Source organism: Arsukibacterium sp., assembly GCF_018402695.1.
GTDB lineage: Bacteria > Pseudomonadota > Gammaproteobacteria > Enterobacterales > Alteromonadaceae > Alishewanella.
This window is the reverse complement of record NZ_JAGYIM010000011.1, coordinates 258,732-279,151: the sequence shown is the minus strand read 5'-3', so window position 1 is coordinate 279,151 and position 20,420 is coordinate 258,732. Positions and strand designations below refer to the sequence as shown.

General features: G+C 49.5%; 19 protein-coding genes. 9 read left to right on the top strand and 10 right to left on the bottom strand.

Translation table 11 applies throughout. From position 1 onward, the window contains the following. Positions 1-84 precede the first annotated feature (84 nt). Positions 85-783, top strand: a complete 699-nt coding sequence (locus KG631_RS06060; RefSeq protein WP_213996669.1) for an OmpW family outer membrane protein — start codon at positions 85-87, stop codon at positions 781-783. A gap of 86 nt (positions 784-869) precedes the next feature. On the opposite strand, the gene purL is transcribed toward KG631_RS06060, so the two are convergent. Continuing rightward, on the bottom strand, positions 870-4,763 hold the full coding sequence (gene purL / locus KG631_RS06055; RefSeq protein WP_213996667.1) for a phosphoribosylformylglycinamidine synthase: 3,894 nt from the start codon (positions 4,761-4,763) through the stop codon (positions 870-872). Positions 4,764-4,913: 150 nt separating this feature from the next. On the opposite strand from purL, the gene mltF reads away from it, so the two are divergent. After that, entirely contained in the window at positions 4,914-6,374 is a 1,461-nt protein-coding gene (mltF, locus tag KG631_RS06050; RefSeq protein WP_213996665.1) for a membrane-bound lytic murein transglycosylase MltF, read from the top strand. A 239-nt stretch (positions 6,375-6,613) separates the two neighbouring features. Here the strand turns inward: mltF and tadA are convergent, their stop codons facing one another. Beyond that, complete coding sequence (gene tadA, locus KG631_RS06045; RefSeq protein WP_213996663.1) at positions 6,614-7,141, bottom strand: tRNA adenosine(34) deaminase TadA; 528 nt, start codon at positions 7,139-7,141, stop codon at positions 6,614-6,616. Between the two features lie 189 nt (positions 7,142-7,330). Between tadA and KG631_RS06040 the strand changes: the two genes are divergently transcribed. After that, positions 7,331-7,543 (top strand): hypothetical protein, encoded by a 213-nt coding sequence (locus tag KG631_RS06040; protein WP_213996661.1) that lies wholly within the window; start codon positions 7,331-7,333, stop codon positions 7,541-7,543. A 224-nt stretch (positions 7,544-7,767) separates the two neighbouring features. Then, complete coding sequence (locus KG631_RS06035; RefSeq protein ID WP_213996659.1) at positions 7,768-7,989, top strand: hypothetical protein; 222 nt, start codon at positions 7,768-7,770, stop codon at positions 7,987-7,989. 83 nt (positions 7,990-8,072) lie between these two features. Here KG631_RS06035 and KG631_RS06030 read toward each other — a convergent pair whose 3' ends face one another. Beyond that, positions 8,073-9,032, bottom strand: a complete 960-nt coding sequence (locus tag KG631_RS06030; RefSeq protein WP_213996658.1) for a hypothetical protein — start codon at positions 9,030-9,032, stop codon at positions 8,073-8,075. Beyond that, a complete protein-coding gene (locus KG631_RS06025; RefSeq protein WP_213996657.1) occupies positions 9,032-9,400 on the bottom strand; it encodes a PadR family transcriptional regulator in 369 nt (122 codons plus the stop codon). Before KG631_RS06025 ends, KG631_RS06030 begins: the two co-directional genes overlap by 1 nt. 277 nt (positions 9,401-9,677) lie before the next feature. Here KG631_RS06025 and KG631_RS06020 point away from each other — a divergent pair, with 277 nt between their 5' ends. Together KG631_RS06020 and KG631_RS06015 are read left to right on the top strand one after the other, a co-directional pair. After that, the gene (locus tag KG631_RS06020; RefSeq protein WP_213996654.1) at positions 9,678-10,097 is read left to right on the top strand and encodes a YccF domain-containing protein; all 420 of its coding nucleotides are present in this window, start codon (positions 9,678-9,680) and stop codon (positions 10,095-10,097) included. A gap of 14 nt (positions 10,098-10,111) precedes the next feature. After that, entirely contained in the window at positions 10,112-10,450 is a 339-nt protein-coding gene (locus tag KG631_RS06015; protein ID WP_213996651.1) for a methylated-DNA--[protein]-cysteine S-methyltransferase, read from the top strand. Here KG631_RS06015 and KG631_RS06010 read toward each other — a convergent pair. Next, the gene (locus KG631_RS06010; protein ID WP_213996645.1) at positions 10,447-13,179 is read right to left on the bottom strand and encodes a choice-of-anchor B family protein; all 2,733 of its coding nucleotides are present in this window, start codon (positions 13,177-13,179) and stop codon (positions 10,447-10,449) included. The genes KG631_RS06015 and KG631_RS06010 overlap by 4 nt on opposite strands. 123 nt (positions 13,180-13,302) lie before the next feature. Here KG631_RS06010 and KG631_RS06005 point away from each other — a divergent pair, with 123 nt between their 5' ends. Both KG631_RS06005 and KG631_RS06000 read left to right on the top strand, forming a co-directional pair. Further along, the gene (locus tag KG631_RS06005) at positions 13,303-14,079 is read left to right on the top strand and encodes an MbnP family copper-binding protein (RefSeq protein ID WP_213996636.1); all 777 of its coding nucleotides are present in this window, start codon (positions 13,303-13,305) and stop codon (positions 14,077-14,079) included. Then, positions 14,072-15,229 carry an MbnH family di-heme enzyme gene (locus KG631_RS06000; RefSeq protein WP_213996633.1) on the top strand — a complete coding sequence of 386 codons (1,158 nt, stop codon included), beginning with the start codon at positions 14,072-14,074 and terminating at the stop codon, positions 15,227-15,229. The genes KG631_RS06005 and KG631_RS06000 overlap by 8 nt, the downstream gene beginning before the upstream one ends. 178 nt (positions 15,230-15,407) lie before the next feature. On the opposite strand, the gene KG631_RS05995 is transcribed toward KG631_RS06000, so the two are convergent. Next, positions 15,408-15,971, bottom strand: a complete 564-nt coding sequence (locus KG631_RS05995; protein ID WP_213996630.1) for a BON domain-containing protein — start codon at positions 15,969-15,971, stop codon at positions 15,408-15,410. Between the two features lie 158 nt (positions 15,972-16,129). Continuing rightward, complete coding sequence (locus KG631_RS05990) at positions 16,130-16,585, bottom strand: hypothetical protein (RefSeq protein WP_213996628.1); 456 nt, start codon at positions 16,583-16,585, stop codon at positions 16,130-16,132. Between the two features lie 192 nt (positions 16,586-16,777). On the opposite strand from KG631_RS05990, the gene KG631_RS05985 reads away from it, so the two are divergent. Then, positions 16,778-18,124: a sigma-54 dependent transcriptional regulator gene (locus KG631_RS05985; protein ID WP_213996627.1), complete on the top strand. Its 1,347-nt coding sequence runs from the start codon at positions 16,778-16,780 to the stop codon at positions 18,122-18,124. Between the two features lie 84 nt (positions 18,125-18,208). On the opposite strand, the gene KG631_RS05980 is transcribed toward KG631_RS05985, so the two are convergent. The 3 genes from KG631_RS05980 to KG631_RS05970 all read right to left on the bottom strand — a co-directional run bounded on the left by KG631_RS05980 (position 18,209) and on the right by KG631_RS05970 (position 20,419). Further along, entirely contained in the window at positions 18,209-18,385 is a 177-nt protein-coding gene (locus KG631_RS05980) for a DUF1328 family protein (protein WP_213996625.1), read from the bottom strand. A gap of 193 nt (positions 18,386-18,578) precedes the next feature. Next, positions 18,579-19,691: an AI-2E family transporter gene (locus KG631_RS05975; RefSeq protein WP_213996623.1), complete on the bottom strand. Its 1,113-nt coding sequence runs from the start codon at positions 19,689-19,691 to the stop codon at positions 18,579-18,581. A 257-nt stretch (positions 19,692-19,948) separates the two neighbouring features. Next, positions 19,949-20,419 (bottom strand): hypothetical protein, encoded by a 471-nt coding sequence (locus KG631_RS05970; protein WP_213996622.1) that lies wholly within the window; start codon positions 20,417-20,419, stop codon positions 19,949-19,951. Position 20,420 lies beyond the last annotated feature (1 nt).

Genomic DNA, 20,420 nt, shown 5'->3' with positions numbered 1-20,420 from the left:
ACGCCGGTTTTTTATTGATCCAGGCCAATATTCTGTTTTGGCTAACGCGCACAATTGCTCCAGAACTCAACTATGGAGCACCTTATGAAAACCTCATTACTCGCTATTCCTGTTATTTCTATGTTAGCTGCTGCCCCTGCTTTTGCGGATTTTTCTATCAATATCGGCGCTATTAATGTCTCGCCGGATGACAGTAGCAGCAGCTTAAATGTGATTGAGCAAGTCGCCGGCTTACCGAACGGCTCAACTGCACTGGCTGTCGACAGCAACACCCAGTTAGGCCTGACATTTGATTACCGGATAAAACCTAACTGGGCAGTGCAGTTAATTGCAGCCACCCCGTTCAGCCATGACATCACGGTAAAAGGTTCTGCTATCGATGGCCTGAAGGTAGGTAAAACCAAACACCTGCCACCGACCCTGCTGGCACAGTATCATTTTATGCCAGAGCATCAGACTTTTGACCCCTTTGTCGGTGTAGGCCTGAACTACACCATTTTCTTTGATGAACAGATTGATAACCAGTTAAAAGATACGCTGCAGGCACTGAACGTTACCAGCGCGGATGACAGTGTTACCTTAAAAGCGAAAAGCTCGTTTGGCTTAGCCCTGCAAGCCGGAGTAAATATTAAACTCAGCGATACCCTGGGTATCCACATGATGGTGAGCAAAATGGACATTGATACCACCGGCCGGGTGCAGGTTAACGGTACTACCGTACAAAGCGTTAATATTAATATCGACCCTTATGTGGCGATGATTGGCTTACGCTGGACGTTGTAATCCATCTCAAAGCAGTAATTACAATTAAATTCAGCGATAAAAAAAACCCTGCAATTGCAGGGTTTTTATTAAGTGTTACAGCAGTTTTAACCCAGCCAGACCCGGGCGTTACGGAACATCCGCATCCACGGGCTGTCTTCCTGCCAGTCATCCGGGTGCCAGGAGTTGGCTACGGTACGGAACACCCGCTCCGGGTGTGGCATCATAATACTGACCCGGCCATCAGTAGTAGTCAGCGCTGTGATACCCGCTGGCGAACCGTTGGGGTTAGCTGGGTACTGCTCCGTAACCTTGCCGAAGTTGTCGACAAAACGCATTGCCACGGTGCCGCTGTGGTTGGCCTTGGCAAAGGCCTCGCTGCTGGCAAACTCAGCATGGCCTTCACCATGGGAGACCGCAATTGGCAGCCGTGAACCCGCCATGCCACTGAAGAACAGTGACGGGCTTTGCTGAATTTCCACCAGGCTGAAGCGCGCTTCAAACCGCTCTGACTTGTTGCGGACAAAGTGCGGCCATAACTCGGCACCCGGGATCAGGCTTTTCAAATTCGACATCATCTGACAACCATTACACACTCCCAGCGAGAAGGTGGTTGGCCGCTCAAAAAACGCCGCAAACTGGGCCCGGGCAATATCGTTAAACAACACTGATTTAGCCCAGCCTTCACCGGCACCTAATACGTCACCGTACGAGAAACCACCACAGGCAGCTAAGCCATTAAAGTCGCTGAGTTTTACCCGGCCAGCGAGAATATCGCTCATATGCACATCAACCGCGCTAAAACCTGCCCGGTTAAAGGCTGCAGCCATTTCCAGATGCGAGTTAACCCCCTGCTCGCGCAGAATAGCCACTTTTGGCGCTGCGCCTTTTAAAATAACAGGTGCTGCAACATCTTCATTTGCATCAAAGCTAAGTTTGACATTCAGGCCCGGATCAGTGTCATCGGCTTTGCTTGTGAACTCCTGCAAGGCACCTGCCGGGTTATCCCGTAATGCCTGCATCTGGTAGGTGGTTTCGGCCCAGATACAACGCAAGCGGGTGCGGCTGTCACTGAACACCACTTTGCCAGCGCGGTTGAACGTCAGGTTATCACTGGCGGTTACCGGCCCCAGGGTATGGCTGCATGCCGCCAGATTGTGCTGAGCCAGTACCTGCTGCACGTAGACCAGTTCAGTATCGGCCACCTGAAGAACGGCACCGGGCTCTTCACTAAACAGCACCGCTAAATCATCGTCACCCAGACTGCTGATATCAGCGTTAAAACCCGCTTTACCGGCAAAAGCCATTTCCGCTAGCGTGACAAATAAACCACCGTCTGACCGGTCGTGATAGGCCAGCAGTTTTTGTTCGCGTAGCAATTGCTGCACGGCAGCAAAGAAGTTAAGCAACAGCTCCGGGCTGTCTAAGTCGGCTGGCGTATCACCCAGTTGTTTATACACCTGAGTTAAACATGAGGCCCCTAAACGGTTAGCGCCCTGGCCCAAATCGATTAGCAGCAAACTACTTGCGCCTTTATCGGTGCGCAGCTGCGGGGTAACCGTTTTGCGGATATCTTCTACCCGGCCAAAGGCGGTGATCACCAATGACATCGGCGAGGTTACCGCCTGCTCAGCACCATTTTGCTGCCATTTGGTTTTCATCGACATCGAGTCTTTGCCCACCGGAATGGTGACCTCAAGCGCCGGGCATAACTGTTCGCCAATCGCTTTTACTGCGGCATACAAACCGGCGTCTTCGCCCGGGTGACCGGCAGCAGACATCCAGTTAGCTGACAATTTAATTCGTTTTAAATCGCCAATATCGCTACAGGCAATATTGGTAATAGCTTCTGCAACGGCAAGCCGGGCTGACGCTGCAAAATCCAGCAGTGCCACCGGCGTGCGCTCGCCCATCGCCATCGCTTCGCCATGATAGGTATCATAGCTGGCCGCAGTGATACCACAGTTGGCTACTGGTATCTGCCAGGGACCAACCATCTGGTCGCGCGCCACCAGGCCGGTTACCGTGCGATCGCCAATGGTCACCAGAAAAGTTTTCTCAGCAATAGCCGGCAGGCGCAACAGGCGCTCAGCTGCATCGGCAATAGTGATACCGTCACGGTTTAACGGTTGACCAACGACTTTGGCACTTTGCACATCCCGGTGCATTTTCGGCGCTTTGCCCAGTAATACGCTCAGCGGTAAATCAATGGGTGTATTGCCAAAATGCTTATCGGTTAAGGTCAGGTGTTGATCCTTGGTTGCCTCGCCCACTACCGCATAAGGAGCCCGCTCGCGCTGACAAATTTGTTCAAATATCGCCATTTTCTCCGGTGGAATGGCCATCACGTAACGCTCTTGCGACTCATTGCACCAAATTTGTAACGGTGACATGCCAGGTTCATCATTCGGCACGTTACGCAGCTCAAATTTACCACCCACGCCGCCATCGTTTACCAACTCAGGGAAGGCATTCGATAAACCGCCAGCGCCGACATCGTGAATAAAACAAATTGGGTTATCGTCACCCAGTTGCCAGCAGCGGTCGATGACTTCCTGACAGCGCCGTTCAATTTCCGGGTTTTCCCGTTGCACTGAGGCAAAGTCGAGATCCTCAGCCGACTGGCCCGATGCCATTGACGAAGCCGCCCCACCGCCCAGACCAATATTCATGGCCGGGCCACCCAGCACCACCAGCTTAGCGCCAGGTGGTAACTCGCCTTTTTGCACATGTCCGGCGCGAATATTACCCAGACCACCGGCAATCATAATAGGTTTATGGTAACCACGTACTTCTTCACCGTTGTGGCTGGTGACTTTTTCCTCATAGGTACGAAAGTAACCGTTAATGGCTGGCCGGCCAAATTCATTGTTAAAAGCTGCGCCACCTAACGGGCCTTCCAGCATAATATCCAGTGCGCTGACAATCCGCTCCGGTTTACCGAAGTCAGTTTCCCATGGCTGCTGAAAACCGGGGATCCGTAAGTTTGATACCGAAAAGCCGACTAAACCTGCTTTTGGTTTGGAACCCACACCGGTAGCCCCTTCATCGCGAATTTCACCACCTGAACCGGTCGCGGCGCCCGGGTATGGCGAAATCGCCGTGGGGTGGTTATGGGTTTCCACCTTCATCAGGATATGAATATCTTCATGATGGTAGTGGTATTCACCGCTGCCAGCTACCGGAAAAAAACGGCCGGCAATAGAGCCTGTCATCACTGCCGCGTTATCTTTGTAAGCTGACAATACATAATCAGGCGTCTGTTCAAAGGTGTTTTTAATCATTTTGAACAGTGATTTAGGCTGCACCACGCCGTCAATGGTCCAGTCGGCGTTAAAAATTTTATGCCGGCAGTGTTCAGAGTTAGCCTGGGCAAACATGTACAGTTCAATGTCGTTCGGGTTACGGCCCAGCTGCTGAAAATTAGTGACCAGATAATCAATTTCGTCATCGGCCAGCGCCAGCCCCATAGCTATATTCGCATCGGCCAGTGCCTGACGACCACCGTTTATGATATCAACGGAGCTTAAACCGGCAGGATCAGCATGCAAAAATAATGCTTCAGCCTGGCTGAACTCGGTAAAGACCACCTCCATCATCCGATCGTGCAGCAAAGCACTGACGGCAGCAACTTCGCTGGCCGTTAAATTGCGGCTACTTTCAATGTAGTAAGCTATACCACGCTCTAACCGCCTGATTTTACTCAAACCACAATTGTGGGCAATATCACTGGCTTTCGATGACCAGGGCGAAATGGTACCCGGACGCGGGGTAACCAACAGTAACTGGCCAACTGGCTCGTGGCTGGCGATGGCCGGGCCGTAGGTCAGCAGTTTATCCAGGGTGCTTTGCTCGTCACTGCTCAGGGCAGCGCTGTTTTCGGCAAAGTGCATATACTCGGCGTAAATGGTGATTACCGGCAAGGTGCGCTCAGCACATTGGTCAAGTAATTTGGCAATTCGGAATTCGGACAGTGCAGGTGCACCACGCAGGATCAACATAGGCTAGGTTTCCGTTGGTTGAGCGTCGATGGAAGCTGATTTAAGCGCGCCATTATAAAGAAATTTGGCGCCAAGTGGTATGTGAAAAAACTGACTGTCCCGCTTAAGTTTGATATAACAGGCACCAGGGTAGTAAATTTCAGGTTATGCATGCAACTAAGGGTGCTTTTATGGCTGGCTGTCTGCCTGCTTAGCGCATGTGCGCCGGTAGCAGAGCAAACCTCGCAGCTAGACAGTATTTATCAGCGCAACAGCCTGCGGGTTGGCGTGTTGCATGGTCCTACCAGCTATTTTATCGGCGTCGATGGCCCTACCGGCTTCGAATACGAGCTGGCGCAAACCCTGGCGCATCGGCTGGATGTTAAGCTGGAACTGTTTCCCAGCTACCACTTAGATGAACTGTTACAAAAACTCGATAACGGCCAGGTAGATTTTATTGCCGGTGGCTTAACCCTTACGCCACAGCGGCTCAGCCGCTACCGGGCCGCACCGGCCTATCGCTGGATCAGTGAATTACTGGTATTTCGCCAGGGTGATGACTGGCCCCGCTCGCTGGATGATATTACCGAGCCGGTTGTTGTTATTCAGGACAGCAGTCATGCTCAGACCCTCGACAGATTAAGCAACGACTATCCCAACCTGCGCTGGCTGGAACAAAAAGATCTCGATGCAGATGATGTATTACAGCTGGTCGTTGACGGCAAAATTCCCTATACCCTGACCGACTCAAACCAATTGGCGATTAACCGGCGTTTTTATCCCAATCTAAGTATTGGCTTTACCGTTAGCGACAATCTCCCCGTTGCCTGGTTGCTGGCGGATAACAATGACGACTCGTTACTAACCGTGCTGATTGAATTTTTTGGTAATATTTATCAAAGCGGTGAGTTAATTACCCTGGAAGACCGTTATTTTGGCCATGTCAGTCAGTTCGATTATGTCGATACCCTGCAATATATTGATGCCATCAGCCAGACCCTGCCTGATTTCAAAGACCTGTTTATGCAGTATGCTGGAGAGCTGGACTGGCGTTTACTGGCAGCGTTGTCCTATCAGGAGTCGCACTGGGACCCGAAAGCCCGTAGCCCTACCGGCGTGCGGGGCCTGATGATGCTAACCTTGCCAACGGCCAAACAAATGGGCGTTAGCAGCCGGCTCGACCCCGAACAAAGCATCAGAGGCGGTAGCCGTTATTTACATCGTCTGGTTAGCCGGATCCCGGAGCGCATTGCCATGCCTGACCGGCTCTGGTTTGCCCTGGCCTCATACAATGTGGGATGGGGCCATGTTGAAGATGCCCGGATTCTTACCCAGCATGAAGGAGCCGATCCGGATAAATGGCTGGAGGTAAAACAGCGCCTGCCCTTGCTGCGGCAAAAAGCCGTTTACCAGCACACCCGCTATGGCTATGCCAGAGGAGATGAAGCCGTCACCTATGTTGAAAATATCCGCCGTTATTACGATACGCTGGTATGGACTGATGAAAAACAACAAGCTGAACAACGTCTATTGCAGCAACGGCTACGGCTGAGTGAACAACTACTGCCAGATCCCGCTGTGACGACAGCGCCCGGCACTGAACCTGACCCTCAGCTGGGCATTGAACGCTAAATTGTCTGCTTTAGCTGTCAGCCTCTTGTTGTCTGGCCGCTGCGGCCCTATAGTAACGCCATATTAACGTTGCGCTGGCAACGCCCGCTTTTTACTCAGGTACGTTATGCTTAAACGAAAAAAACCACAGCTGAAACGCCGCCAACTCAGTGCCTTTGCTATCAGTTCCAGCCGCAGGCGGGTTAAACGCAATACTGAATTATTAAAACTGCATCGCAGACGTCGTAATTACCAGACGATTATGCAGGACCATCCGGGGTTGCCGGATCATTCTGCTCAGGAGCCAGCTGCGAACTAGCCTGTTTCAGGGCTTTTTTCTGCTGGCGTCGCCGCTGAAAAAAAGCGGATAATCTGGTAGCGCACTCTTCTGCTAATACCCCGCCGGTTACCTCAAGTTGGTGATTTAGCTGCGGGTGCTGCACTAAATTCATCACCGAGCCGGCCGCCCCGGTTTTATAGTCGCTGGCGCCAAATACCAGACGGGCCAGCCTGCTGTGTACCAACATACCGGCACACATGCTGCACGGTTCCAGTGTGACATACAGGGTGCAGTCAGTCAGACGGTAGTTTTGCAACTGTTGCCCGGCCTGGCGCACAGCCTGCATTTCAGCGTGCGCAGATGGGTCATTTAAGCTAATCATCTGATTGTAGCCTTCAGCAATCAGCATATTATCTTTCACAATGACCGCGCCAACCGGTACTTCGCCAGCCTCTTCGGCTTTAGCAGCCAGTTGTAACGCTCTTTGCATCCAATGTTGATCTGTCATAAACCCTTACAATTTATTCGATTACCTATGATAAGTTTACCACTACTATCTGGTGATATTGACTAAACTTTTGACTTTCATACTACGGCCATAGCAGCGCAAATAATTTAAGATATTGATTAATATAAAAATTAAAACAGTGGCATCAGCCTTGCTTTTCAACAGACACTAATAAAAAGGGAGAATATCATGGGACCATTTGAAATTGCCGCTATCGCCATTGTAGGCGGCCTAGTATATGCAGGCTACGAAGTTTATATGAAACATAAAGGGAACACCGGCAAAGGTGAACTCGACGCATTACAAGCTGAACTCCAACGCCTGAAAGAGCGGGTAAGCACCCTGGAAAGCATAGTTACTGACAAATCGTATCAGTTGAAAGATCAAATCAATAAACTCTAATTACAGTATCGCTGCTATCAAAAGCTGCCACCTTCCTGGCAGCTTTTTTTATTGACTCATGTGCTAATCAGTTTCGCCATTATTTAGTTAAAACCACCAAAATACATTCAGGCCCCATTGGACCTCTCGCAGAAAACCCATATAAACCATTGTTAATTATCACTTTTAAAATATGGCATAGCTCTTGATAACTTTTGGCTAATACATCAAAAAGGAAAGATATCATGAACAAAACTATCGTCATTATTTTAGCTGTCGCGTTAGGTATTTATTGTCTGCCAACCATCCTGGCCATTATTGGCTCAATATTTGGTATTCTGATTGGCCTGGTAGCAGCGGTATTTGCCATTGGCATTACTGCTGTTGTTACCCTGGCACCGCTGCTGATTTTTGTCTGGCTGGTCTGGTGGCTGGTGCGGGATAAACGGAGACCACAGCAATACTAGAGCCAAACCGGTAATAAAACAGCCCCGCCAGATTAGCCATGGCGGGGCTTTTACTATCCACATATTGTAACGCTGCTTTGAGGTTAGTTTTTGGAAAAATTACGCAGGCGCAGCGTATCGCGCACAACTTCATAACCAGGGAACAGGCCAATAATAACTAAACCTAACCTGATGCTATCCTGGAATGCATCCGGGCTGAAGTAACGTTCCCAACGCTCAACATCAAGCTGCAACAGTGGTCCGGACACCGCCAGCAGAATGAACATCAATGCAAAAGCCAAATTAACCCCTATATTCAGCTGCAACATAGGTTTGCTCCAGATACGACGACGCAACTGCCATAAACTACTCACTATCCCCAGCACAATAAACGGGCTGAACCACATCAGCATAGCTAACGCCAACGGACTAAACACCTCACCGCCGGGCTCTGCTGCGGCAAACATCTGCTGCCACATTGGAAACCAGATAAGCAGTAACAAAAAAGCGTAGGTTGCCAGATCCGAAAAAATGTCATGCAGACTGATATGCTGCCAGCCAGCGCCCACAGGCGGTAAGTCTTGCGGTTGCCACTGGCTGCCGGTATTACAGGAACCTGACTGTTTACCGTTGAAAGCTACAGCAAAACCGATAGTTACAGCCGTAAAAGCAAAAACGGCATCTTCAATAAAGCCCGATGCCAGCCCCTTGATAAACAGCAACAGCCCCATGTCAGCGCCTGTTAACCAAATCTTAGTCATAAACACCACCTGCAGCACCAGCAACACACCTAGTACCATAAACAGGGTATGTTTATATAACGGCATTAACCATTCAGGTATCAACGGTGTGGGCGGACAAAACTGGCGGGCGACCTGCCTGGGGTGACCCATCTCCTGCAGTACGACCGCAACCTGCTGCTCGGTCAGTTCACTTTCCTGTTGTTCAGCCAGAGCATCCAGCTGATCCATAAGATTAGCGTTCAGTTCCCGGCCTATTTCCTGGCGTTTTTGTTCAGGCAGTTCGCGCTGCACTGCGGCGACATAACGTTTAACTAATTCCATTAGCCTTGCTCCTCTGTTTGCTTAGCTGGCACAGGTTGTTCTGGCTGCAGTAGCGGCCCCAGCGCATTATTTAAAGTGGTCCACTCCCCGGTAAGTTGCCCCAGCAGCTCACTACCCAGCTCAGATATCTGGTAGTAGCGCCGCTCCCGCCCCTCGCCCTGTTGCCATTCGCTGTCTAGCAACCCCTGCTCTGCCAGCCGTCGCACCAGCGGGTACAAGGTACCTTCGTCGATATCAATGCCCGCCTCCTGCAAGTGCCGGCGCAGCGAGTAGCCATAGTGGCGCTCGCGCAGGGCGGCAAGTACCGCCAGCACTAACACACCGCGGCGCAGCTCCAGCCGCATTTTATCCAGTTGAGCCGTCGTCATAAGCTATCCTTCTTTTACTAGCCAAAGTGCACTGAGCAAAGTGTACTGATCAAAATTTACTGTGCGACACATACTGTGCAATACACAGTAACAATACTAGGCGTCACACAGTATAAAAGCAAGTGCTGAATAGTACGTTTTGCTAAAATTTGGCATTAATATGTTGTGACAGCTAACCACTCAGCCCTAATTATCTGATTTAACTATTAATAATATTGGCCTGTTTTCTGCTTAATGCTTTGCACAATAATAATTTTCAGCAAGGAAAGAGCGCAAAATGAGTGTATTAAGAATAATATTTAATATCCTGTGGTTTGTACTGGGTGGTTTTGTCATGGGTTTGCTATGGTGGCTGGTGGGCTTACTGTGTTTTATCAGTATTATCGGCATTCCGTTTGGCCGCAGTTGTTTCGTGATTGGCGAAATGGCGTTCTGGCCTTTTGGCCAGGATGCAGTAAACCGCCGTTATATTAACCGCTATGATGATATCGGCACCGGCACCTTGGGCACCCTTGGCAATATTGTCTGGTTTTTATTGTTCGGCTTCTGGCTGGCATTGGGCCATTTAGGCCATGCTATAGTCTGTTTTATCAGCATCATCGGCATACCCTTTGGTATTCAGCATTTAAAGCTGGCAATGCTAAGCCTGGCGCCGATTGGCAAAACCGTGGTGGCACGCAGCGCTATGATTAACTAACCCGAGTAAATTTTGTGGCAGCAGATAACTACCAGCGAATTTGGCAAACGGTAATGCTTATTCCCAGCGGCAAGGTGGCCAGTTATGGCCAGATCGCTGATTTGGCCGGCCTGCCCGGCCGCGCCCGTCTGGTTGGTAAAGCATTGGGCTATGCCCCGCCAGAACTGGCTGTGCCCTGGTATCGGGTATTGCGTAGCGATCGCAGCCTGGCATTTTCTGCGGGCTCGGCCACCGCGCTGGAGCAACGCCAGCTACTGTTGGCCGAGGGTGTTATTTTGCACAACAACCGTGTAGCCAAAGCGGATTTATGGCAGCCCGATTTGGCTGAACTGCTATTTAAATTACAGTATTAGTGTTTAGCCACTCGGCGCCAATACACTACGCCCAGGCCCAGCAATAACCAGCTCAGCGGCATATTGCCACCGGAAGATCCTGTTGTGGCAGGCGGCGGTGGGCTGGCCACAACCGTCAGGGTAATGCTGGCACTGGTGCTTGCCCCTCTGGCATCGGTAGCGGTAACGCTAAACACCAGCTGACTGGCGCTGGCTGGCGCAATAAAGCTTACCGTGCTACTGGCTGAATTTTGCAAACTGACGCTGGGGCCACTTTGTTGCTGCCACTGGTAGCTGATAGCATCGCCTTCTTCATCGGTTGCCACTGCAGTCAACGTGACGCTCTGGCCAGCATTAACCTGGCGATTTTCGCCAATACTGACACTGGGTGCCGTGTTCGAGTCATTATCCAGAATTGTCAGGGTAATTGCGGATATCTCACCTAACTCACTGCCAGCAATACCGGATAGCCTTAAAACGGCAGTTTCATCTTCCTCTGGCAGCTCATCGTCAATAATTTGCAGCTCAATTTGCCGCTCGCTGTTATCGCCGTCACTCCAGCTTAGCTCGCCACTGGCCGCCACAATGTCTTCATCTACTGCAGCCGTGCCGCTGTCTAGCTGGTACGCCACGCTGATAGAACCGTCACTGCCGCCAACTCTGCGCACTACCACACTAACAGCGGTATCGGCTTCTACCACTGAGACTGCTGACTCCACCAGACTTACCACACCAGCCCGGGGCGGGTCTTCACCAAAGCGTAATCGTAAGTAAGACGGGCTGCTCAGGCTGGCACCATTGGTCGGGTCAAATAACCGGATAAACAGCTCTCGCTGCGCATTCAGCCCCCGGTCAAGGGTAGTAATACTGATGGTTTTAACACTGGTATCATTTGCCGCCCAGTTTAAACGGCCGGCACTTACCTGATAGTCCAGCTCTGGTTCAGCCCGGCCAGCCAGAATTTCATAACCCACACTTGTTGCAGTGCTACCGCCTGTTCGTGCTACCTGTAGCTCCGCCACCTCGCCAGGGCTTACCTGCAACTCGCCCTGACTGAATGATAATGCCCCTGCCGTCGGGCTAACCGTATTATCCCTGAATACATAAAGACCACTATTGATATCGCTGCCGATAATCAGCCCCGATGGCAGGTACGGATACACGCCCCACATACCATTAAAAGCCGCGCTGTCTGACGCCGGAAAGGTATCAAAATACCCCGCCTGCACCGGGGCTGCCGGATCAGTGATATCCAGCACGGTTAAGCCACGTTGATAATTCGACATGTAATAACGATTGCCGCGAACGAAGCCATTATGATCAATCGCTTTGGTCGGCCCAGTGTAAGTGGCTGTTAATATCGGTGCCGTTAAATCGGTTAGTTCAAATATACGCACTGTGGTGTTCAGACCATGATTAGTTTCGTCCAGTTCATCATGCACAAATAGATATTGCTGATCTTCAGTCCACCAACCTGAATGAACATAACTGGCCAGACTATAAGTAAAGTCGGCCAGGGCCAGATTGCTGGCACCACTGATATCCCACAGTTTGATATTTTGCTCATTAAAATCAAATAACACCTGACACTCTGGCCGGTCGCATTGGTTACCTGCACGCTGGTCGGTGACCAGCATGGAAGCAACATCATGGCTGTAGTCACTGCGGCTGGCGCCGGTTTGCAGCCAGTTGGCGCTTAACTGTAGCGGGTCAGCCAGACTGTAACTTGAGACCGCCCCTCCTTGCTGGGGCTGACCCGCAATGTGCAGTGCCGGTTGCTGACCGGTTAACGCCGTATTAGTGGTGTAGTCGACGTTACTGATGTACAGATTGTGAGCCGAGCTAGCAGCGCTGTCGGCAGCTGCCAGCCGCACGCTGAACGGCAAATCGTTTAAATCGATAATCTGAATATTGTTATTGGCTTCGGATGACACGTAAGCATAAGCCTGCCACTGGCCAAGGTTAACATCGAAAAACTGCAGCACTTTAATATCACGCCAGGTGGTGTTGCTGCCCGCTATCGTTCCCACTTCCAACGGGTTGGCCGGATCGGCCAGGCTTACCACGGCGGTACCATTATTCAGGCCAATTAAGCTATACTCAATACCGCTATTAAGATCGATATGGCCCCAGATATCGTTAGCTGAAGAAGGCGTGGAGCTAAAGTCAGCCAGCGCCAGATGCGCGACCAAATCGATATTTTCACAGCTATAAATGCCGGCCTTGCCTGCGACGCAGTCTGCACTTTGCTGGCTTTGTTGCAGCGCACTATGGGCTGCCAGTTGCTGGCTAAGTTCAGTACCAAAGCGGCCTGGACCATCATTAATAATCTGAAAGCCGCGCTGATACAGGCTATCGACAAATTCAGCCGGCACGCCGGACAGTACGGTTTTATTTAGCTGTGGTGCTTGTTGTAAAAAATGATCAAATTTGTTGTAGCCGCCCAGCACCGGCACAATTTCACTTAGCAACAGCACCGCTTCATCAGCACTGACAAGTTGATAATAGCCGGACGCCACCAGCACTTTGTCGCCCTTTCCGGCTTGCGTTAAGGCATAGCCTATGGTCCGGCAAGGTCGCAACACATTGGCACAACGGCCGCTATCGCGGCCGGATTCAGCAACAAAACGCGCTTTGTCATGTTCGGCATGGGCCTGGACTCTGCCACTGCATACGCTGCTACCAACAATAATGGCAGTAGCAGCCAACCAGACCGCTGTTGCCGGCTGCCAACATTTCCACATATTCATCCCTGCCACCTGAGTTATTTATTGTCTGTTTATAATAGTAGCCACTATTGCGGCGAAGCCTGTTCGATTTTCAACGAAGTTTAGCGTATTGTTTACTGTAGTTTTCCTAAACACAACCTTACTATGGCCATCGTACCCGGCGCTTTTGCCAACACATTTCTGCTAGCCGTTGTTGGCTTGCTGATGAGTTGCCAACCTGCAGCTACTACCAGTAGTTTGCCCAAACAACTCCCCGTGCAGTTGAGCTGGCAACAACAGCCGCTCAGTTGCCAGCAATTTATTTCTATTGCTAATCAGCAATGGCATCTGCAAAGTCTGCGATTTTATTTAAGTAATTTCCGCCTGAACCAACAACCATTGTCGCTGATTACCAATCAATGGCAGCAACCGCGGCTGGCATTGCTGGGTACCGATTGCCAGGGTAACAGCAACTTGCAATTACAATTTAGTGAGCCCTTAGCTACCGGTCAGTTGTCCTTCACCCTTGGTCTGCCTTTTTCGGTAAACCATCAGAACCCACTTGCCGCCAGCTCACCATTAAATCACAGCGAGATGTTCTGGAGCTGGCAACTGGGCTACAAATTCCTGCGTCTTGATTTACAGGGACCTGAACATGGCTGGGCATTTCACCTTGGTTCTACCGGTTGTCAGTCAGCCAGTGTACTTCGCCCACCAGCCGAGCCATGCCGGGCAGCCAATACGGTCGAGGTGACACTGGACTACCAGAGCAGCCAGAGTCTGCAACTGGATTTAGCCGTTTTACTGCAGCAGGTTGAGCTTGCCAGAGACAGTAGCTGTATGTCAGATAGCCTGCAAGCCAACTGTCGGCAACTATTTAGTAATTTAACACAACCCCGGTTATGGCGTATGGGTAACGCCGACGAGCAGCAACATGATTAACAGCAGAATATACCAGCTTGCCGTCGCTATCAGCGTATTACTCGGCATCATTAGCTGCAACAAAACCACTGCGCCTGATCCAGTCTGGCAGTGGTCACTTCCGCCAGATATGCCGCAGCCGAGGGTGCCCTCTGAAAACCCGATGACCGCCGCCAAGGTTGAATTAGGGCGTTATCTGTTTTATGACACTGGCTTATCTGCCAACGGCAAACAAAGCTGCGCCAGTTGTCATCAGCAGCAATTTGCTTTTGCAGAGCCCCGCGCACTGTCGGTTGGCAGCACCGGTCAGCAGCACCGCCGTAACGCGCTCGCTTTGGTTAACGTCGCTTATAACAATACCCTGACCTGGGCCCACGATGGCCTGACTGACATTGAACAACAGCTGCTGATCCCGATATTCAGTGAGGACCCGATTGAACTTGGCATCAGCGGTAAAGAGGCCGAGATATTACAACGTTTACACCGGCAGCCTTATCCGCAATTGTTCCGGCAGGCTTTTGGCGAGACTGCACCTGACATGCAACATGTTGTGCTGGCGCTGGCTAGCTTTGTCAGAAGCTTACTGTCTTTTCAGTCTGACTTTGACCGCTATGCCTACCAGAATGATGATGCCGCGCTTAGCCCGCTGCAGATTGAAGGAATGAATTTATTTTTTTCTGAGCGTTTGGAATGCCGTCATTGCCATGGAGGTTTTAACTTTACTCAGGCTACCAGCCATAGTAAGCAGCCTCTGGATTTACGTCCCTTTCATAATACCGGCCTGTACTTTACCCAGACAACTGAAAGCTACCCACCAGGCTACCCGCAACATGACAGAGGGCTGGCTGAAATAACCATGAACCCGGCAGATGATGGCCGTTTCCGGGCACCAACTCTACGGAATATCGCGCTGACTGCACCTTATATGCATGATGGCAGCCTCGCTACTCTTGAGCAGGTAATTGATTTCTATACCGCAGGTGGCAGGAACATTGGCAGTGGCACTCATGCCGGTGACGGCAGACAACATCCCGGTAAAAGTCAATTTGTAGCTGGTTTTGAATTAACAACCAATGAGCGGGCGGCCGTGCTGGCTTTTTTACATAGCCTGACCGACCCACATTTTATTACTAATCAGGATCATAGTAACCCCTGGCCGCTATTACCCTGATCAGAGCTCCCGCAAATTTACTGGTAATTGCCCAGATAATTACCACAGCCGTTACCATAACTTGTCTGCTTCATCTCGAACCAGCCGGGCAATCAACCGCAAAAAACCGGCCTGTTTCCAGGCCGGTGTGATTATAAATGGGTAAGGGCAGGATGTAGCTTACATCCTGAAAACCTACTTAGTAGTTTTTTGCTACGGTAAGTTGATTATCCACCCGTTTCACATCATTGGTCTTCTTAGCAATAGCTTCTGCCAGATCTTTTTCTGCATCAGAATCTACTTCACCTTTGAGCATTACGACACCGTTTTTGACGTCAACGTCGATAGCAGTGCCACTGGTTTCAGACTCAAACAATAAACGGGTTTTCACAACCGTCGCTACTTTTGCGTCAGTTAAACCACTACCATCATCGTCATGGTCTTTCTTATCCCGCATGTGGCGTTCGTTTGATACCGTTAACTTATTGTCAACTGAAGTAACACCATCCAGATTTTCAATCAATTCGGCAGCCAGTGCTTTATCCACTTCTCTGTCTACCTTACCGGTCAACGTTACTTTACCATTTTTAACATCTGTGTTGATGTCAAAGGAATTGAGGTTACCATTCAACAGTAAAGTTGTTTCGGCTTTACCATCTATCCATGCGTCTTTGGCACCATCTTTCCATTCATTTGCGTTTGCTGCAACGGAAGTACCTGCCAGTGCTAAGGTCATCATTACTGCTAAAGTAGTACGTTTCATATATTCACTCCTTTGTTGTGATACACAAATACTGTTGCCAGTTTGATGCCAACTTATCAGAAAAGTCTAAGTTATTGATTTATCATAAAACGTAATTTTATCATTCATTTAGTGTTAATTTTTTGATTGTATTTTTAACCGCCTTACCGGTAAATATTTCATATTTTACTGTTTAGCAGTAGCGGGCAAAGTTGATCAGTCACAATTTGCAGCCCTGCTGTTAAATTAGCCAGCGCCTTGGCATTATCGGCCTGAGTCAGGCCGCGGCTCAGCCGTTTAAAGGTATCCAGCTGCCAACGCAGTTGCTGTGGCAATTCGGCCAGCCAGTGATATTTGTCCTCACCGGGCTCTGCTGTATAGCGTCTGTACCACTGGCAAATAGCATTGACATTCTGATCAGTAGCAACTTTAAAATTATCGGCAGCGGTAAATTGCTCTGCCTGTTGATGCAATAGTTCCAACTCAATAAAATAGCGACGAATGTTAGTATCGCTCACTAATGGCGCAGTCTGTTGATAAAACAACCGGGCCTGCTCACTTACGGCCAGCACCAGACTTAATATGGCCTGATCGCCGGCACTATGCTTTGTTACTTGTGGGTCATATGCCAGCATAATATTGCCTCCTTAAACTTCTATCCCCATAAATTCATATTCAATTCATATACCAAGTTTAAACTAATGAATATTAATGAGAAAATTCTCTCACCCTCCGCTTGATATCATATTTCAGTAAATTTTACTGACGGCTATTGTTAATTTTACATTGCTGGATTAGAGTTAAGGACCACCACAGGGAGTGACGCCATGAGCAAACCCAGGTTATTTATTCATTTGCGTGACCCGGAACTCGCTGAGAAATTATTGCAGTCACCGGCAGTTAGACAATTTGTTATTGTCAAAAGCAGCGATAGTTCAGCCTGGTCTGAACAACTTCAACAACAGGACTGCGATCTTGCTGTTATAGAGTCTGATGACTCCGACAATGATGACTACCAGCGTTTACTAGTTAGTAAAGTTTTAACCGAAATTGATTTTATCTTTATCAGCAGTGGAACCCCAAACGAACTACTTGATACTTTAATGCGGCGCGGCGCCGGGTACCATTTCCGGGCACCACTGGATTTTGGCTCGGTTATCGATACCCTGCAGGATTTCTATCAGCAGCTCAGCACTGAGCGTAAACAGGTCAAGGCAACGTCCAGCGAACTGGACCAATTTGGCATGCTGGTTGGGTCGTCTAAACCTATGCTGAAACTGTACCGTACCATCCGAAAAGTTGCGATTACCGAAGCTAACGTGTTGATTGTGGGTGAAAGTGGTGCGGGTAAAGAACTGGTAGCTAACACGCTGCACCTGGCCAGTTTACGAGCTGACAAACCTTTTGTGGCAATTAACTGTGGCGCGCTCAGTCCGGAGCTGATTGACAGTGAGCTGTTCGGTCACATTAAAGGCGCGTTTACCGGTGCCCACCGGGATCATCAGGGTGTTTTTGCCCAGGCAGAAGGGGGCACCCTGTTTCTGGATGAAATCACTGAGATGCCGATAGAGCAACAGGTAAAATTGTTGCGGGTGCTGGAGAATGGTGAATATCGCCCAGTTGGTAGTGATAAAACGTTTACTGCCAATGTGCGGATAGCCGCAGCAACCAACCGTGATCCAATGCAGGCTATTGCCGAAGATATGCTACGGGAAGATCTCTATTTCCGGCTGGCTCAATTCCCGATAGCTGTACCACCACTGCGCGATCGGGACGAGGATGTTATTGGCCTTGCCCAACATTTTCTGGCTTATCGCAATGTGCAGGAACAGCAGAGCAAGCAGTTTTCAGCTGAAGCGCAAACCCTGATTGCTACTCACAGCTGGCCTGGCAATGTCAGGGAATTAAAACATGCGGTTGAACGGGCTTATATTCTGGCTGACAACCGCATTGAACCGGAACACTTACTGCTGGATGAGCCACATATTGATGCCAAAGATGACGCAGTAGTGGATGCTATTCCAACTGGCGTGCGGTTAGATGAACTGGAAAAAGCAGCAATATTACGGACCTTAGCCAAAAATGGCGGTAATAAAACCGATACTGCTCAACAACTCGGTGTTAGCGTAAAAACGCTATATAACAAACTGGAAAAATATCAGCTGGAACGCTGAGACTGCTGCTGAGGACAGCGGAACGATTACAACAGCAAAAAGGCCACCGTATGGATTACAGTGGCCTTTTCTACTGCGCTTACACTACATCTTCGGCGTTCGGCCTCTCAACGCACCAGCTAACAGTGATATCACCAGCAACACAATAAAAATAAAGAAAATAATTTTAGCAATACCTGCTGCAGCGCCCGCGATACCGCCAAAACCCAGTACGCCTGCAATTAACGCGATAACTAAAAAGGTTAATGCCCATCCTAACATTTTTGCTCCTTAGTGCATGGTTCGCACTTTGCCTGAAATATTCACTTTACTTAATGCGAATGGCGTGCCAACAATTCACAAACCATATACCACTGATATTTAATGATTTAATCACTTTGAGTGGGGAAAGAGCAAAAAATAATATGAAAAGTTAGAAATAATTACTTACCGTCAGGTAACTTTTTCCTGACAATTATTTATTGTGATGTACTTCACTGTCCGCGCTGAGTAAAATTTGCCAGTAAGGTAATAAATCAAAATGAGAGGCAATAATTTTAAGGCAGACCAACAATGGAATTGCGATTAAAACGCCCACCGCGCCCCACATCCATCCCCAGATAAACATCCAGATCACCACTAACAGCGGGTTCATATTAAACCGCTTACCCAACGCCATTGGCGTGACCAGCTGCGACTCTATAACGTTTAAAACCAAAAACGCCGCTGGAACAAACAATGCCTGGCCGGAACTTTGAAACTCAACAAAACCCACCGCTGTCAGTAATAGCGTCAGGACAAAAGGCCCCAGATAGGGGGCAAAATTTAAAATGGTTGCTAACACACCCCATAGCAATGGGTCCGCTACACCTAACATACTAAGCACCGCAAATGTAGCGACACCCAGCATAATGTTGATAACGGTAATGACCCAAACATACCGGCTGATATCATACTCAATAGTCTGATACATTTTTACCAGGTTTTTCTTTTCATGCAACGTCGAAGCCCCCCGCACGATATTGCGAAGTAAGGTACCGCCGAAAAGCAGGAACAAATAAGTTAGAATAACAACTGTTGCCAGCTGAACCAGCACCATCGCCGTAGTTTGCGCTAACATTGATAACAACGGCAGAAAACCAGACCCTAGTGCGGTGTCCAGCGGGCCTTTCTCATCTTCACTATCAGGATCGTCGCTGTCTGGCAGCATCGAGGATTTCAGGGTGTCCAGTGACTCCGCCATACCGTCAACTTGTAGCGCCAGTTTACTGCTGAGCAACGGCAACCGCTCCAGCCATGTCGCGGCAGGACTATAAAGCAGGCTAACTCCATAGCCAACGCCTACAATAAGCAGCGTAAGGACAATCAGTGAAGCCAGGGGTTTAGGGCATTTCAGTCGGGCCAGAAATCTGACCGCCGGGCTGGCAAACAGGGCAATTAAGGCAGCAAGAATAATTGGCAGCAGTAAACTTCGGGCGAAGTAGAAAGTATAAATTATTGCCAGCAATGTCAGAATTTTCAATGCTAATTCTGCACTAAGCCGCCGCGCTCTTACCGGCTGCCTGGTAGATACAGGACTTGTTGTCAACGGGAGGGCTCCGGATCACAGCGTAACGTTATAGAAGTCGTCGCAGCCATTGTATCATCCCGAGCCCGCGCAAAGTCTTAGCCATGGCGTTATGACGAAACTGCATCAGCATACCTGCGCTGAAGCTTAGGGTGAGTCCAGGTGTTGATCCCAAAAATTGCTTAGTGCGCTGGCCCGACAAAAATAAGAATGCATGTCGCAATTGCTGATGATGCTGAAACTGCTCAATACACTGCTGTAATTTCAATTTATCTTTTTTAATCAACAGGTCTATTAACATTATTGCCTCCTGCAGGTTCAGCAGTGAATCTAAGTATGCTTTTAATCTGGGCCATAGTGTTGCTGAAACCTACCTGTTTCAGAGAATACCGCATATTTCGTAAACACCAGTACAACACTGCAACCTGCAAGATGAATAATGATGCTGCAGTCAAAGGCACCGATGCCGTGGCCTGATACAACAAATAGCCGGCAAACACCAACACTGACCCCCATAGCATTACCACACCTGCACCCAGCGCAACCAGCAAACCTGCCGCAAGCATTAAGCTACGGCGTGATAAAGCCATTTCGGTGCTGGCGGTTTGTCTGGTAATTTGAGTTTGTTGTTTATATTGCTCGCCAGTCAGGCTGAGTAGCGCGACTATCTCAGTTAACTGAGCCATTACTTTATCTGGCAATGGCTCAGTAGCCGCTTGCTGCGGCTCAGTATCCCGAGATTCAACCATA

Coding starts and splice junctions, on each gene's coding strand:
- KG631_RS06060 (WP_213996669.1), top strand. CDS start 85: ATGAAAACCTCATTACTCGCTATTCCTGTTATTTCTATGTTAGCTGCT.
- purL (WP_213996667.1), bottom strand. CDS start 4,763: ATGTTGATCCTGCGTGGTGCACCTGCACTGTCCGAATTCCGAATTGCC.
- mltF (WP_213996665.1), top strand. CDS start 4,914: ATGCAACTAAGGGTGCTTTTATGGCTGGCTGTCTGCCTGCTTAGCGCA.
- tadA (WP_213996663.1), bottom strand. CDS start 7,141: ATGACAGATCAACATTGGATGCAAAGAGCGTTACAACTGGCTGCTAAA.
- KG631_RS06040 (WP_213996661.1), top strand. CDS start 7,331: ATGGGACCATTTGAAATTGCCGCTATCGCCATTGTAGGCGGCCTAGTA.
- KG631_RS06035 (WP_213996659.1), top strand. CDS start 7,768: ATGAACAAAACTATCGTCATTATTTTAGCTGTCGCGTTAGGTATTTAT.
- KG631_RS06030 (WP_213996658.1), bottom strand. CDS start 9,032: ATGGAATTAGTTAAACGTTATGTCGCCGCAGTGCAGCGCGAACTGCCT.
- KG631_RS06025 (WP_213996657.1), bottom strand. CDS start 9,400: ATGACGACGGCTCAACTGGATAAAATGCGGCTGGAGCTGCGCCGCGGT.
- KG631_RS06020 (WP_213996654.1), top strand. CDS start 9,678: ATGAGTGTATTAAGAATAATATTTAATATCCTGTGGTTTGTACTGGGT.
- KG631_RS06010 (WP_213996645.1), bottom strand. CDS start 13,179: ATGAATATGTGGAAATGTTGGCAGCCGGCAACAGCGGTCTGGTTGGCT.
- KG631_RS06005 (WP_213996636.1), top strand. CDS start 13,303: ATGGCCATCGTACCCGGCGCTTTTGCCAACACATTTCTGCTAGCCGTT.
- KG631_RS06000 (WP_213996633.1), top strand. CDS start 14,072: ATGATTAACAGCAGAATATACCAGCTTGCCGTCGCTATCAGCGTATTA.
- KG631_RS05995 (WP_213996630.1), bottom strand. CDS start 15,971: ATGAAACGTACTACTTTAGCAGTAATGATGACCTTAGCACTGGCAGGT.
- KG631_RS05990 (WP_213996628.1), bottom strand. CDS start 16,585: ATGCTGGCATATGACCCACAAGTAACAAAGCATAGTGCCGGCGATCAG.
- KG631_RS05985 (WP_213996627.1), top strand. CDS start 16,778: ATGAGCAAACCCAGGTTATTTATTCATTTGCGTGACCCGGAACTCGCT.
- KG631_RS05980 (WP_213996625.1), bottom strand. CDS start 18,385: ATGTTAGGATGGGCATTAACCTTTTTAGTTATCGCGTTAATTGCAGGC.
- KG631_RS05970 (WP_213996622.1), bottom strand. CDS start 20,419: ATGGTTGAATCTCGGGATACTGAGCCGCAGCAAGCGGCTACTGAGCCA.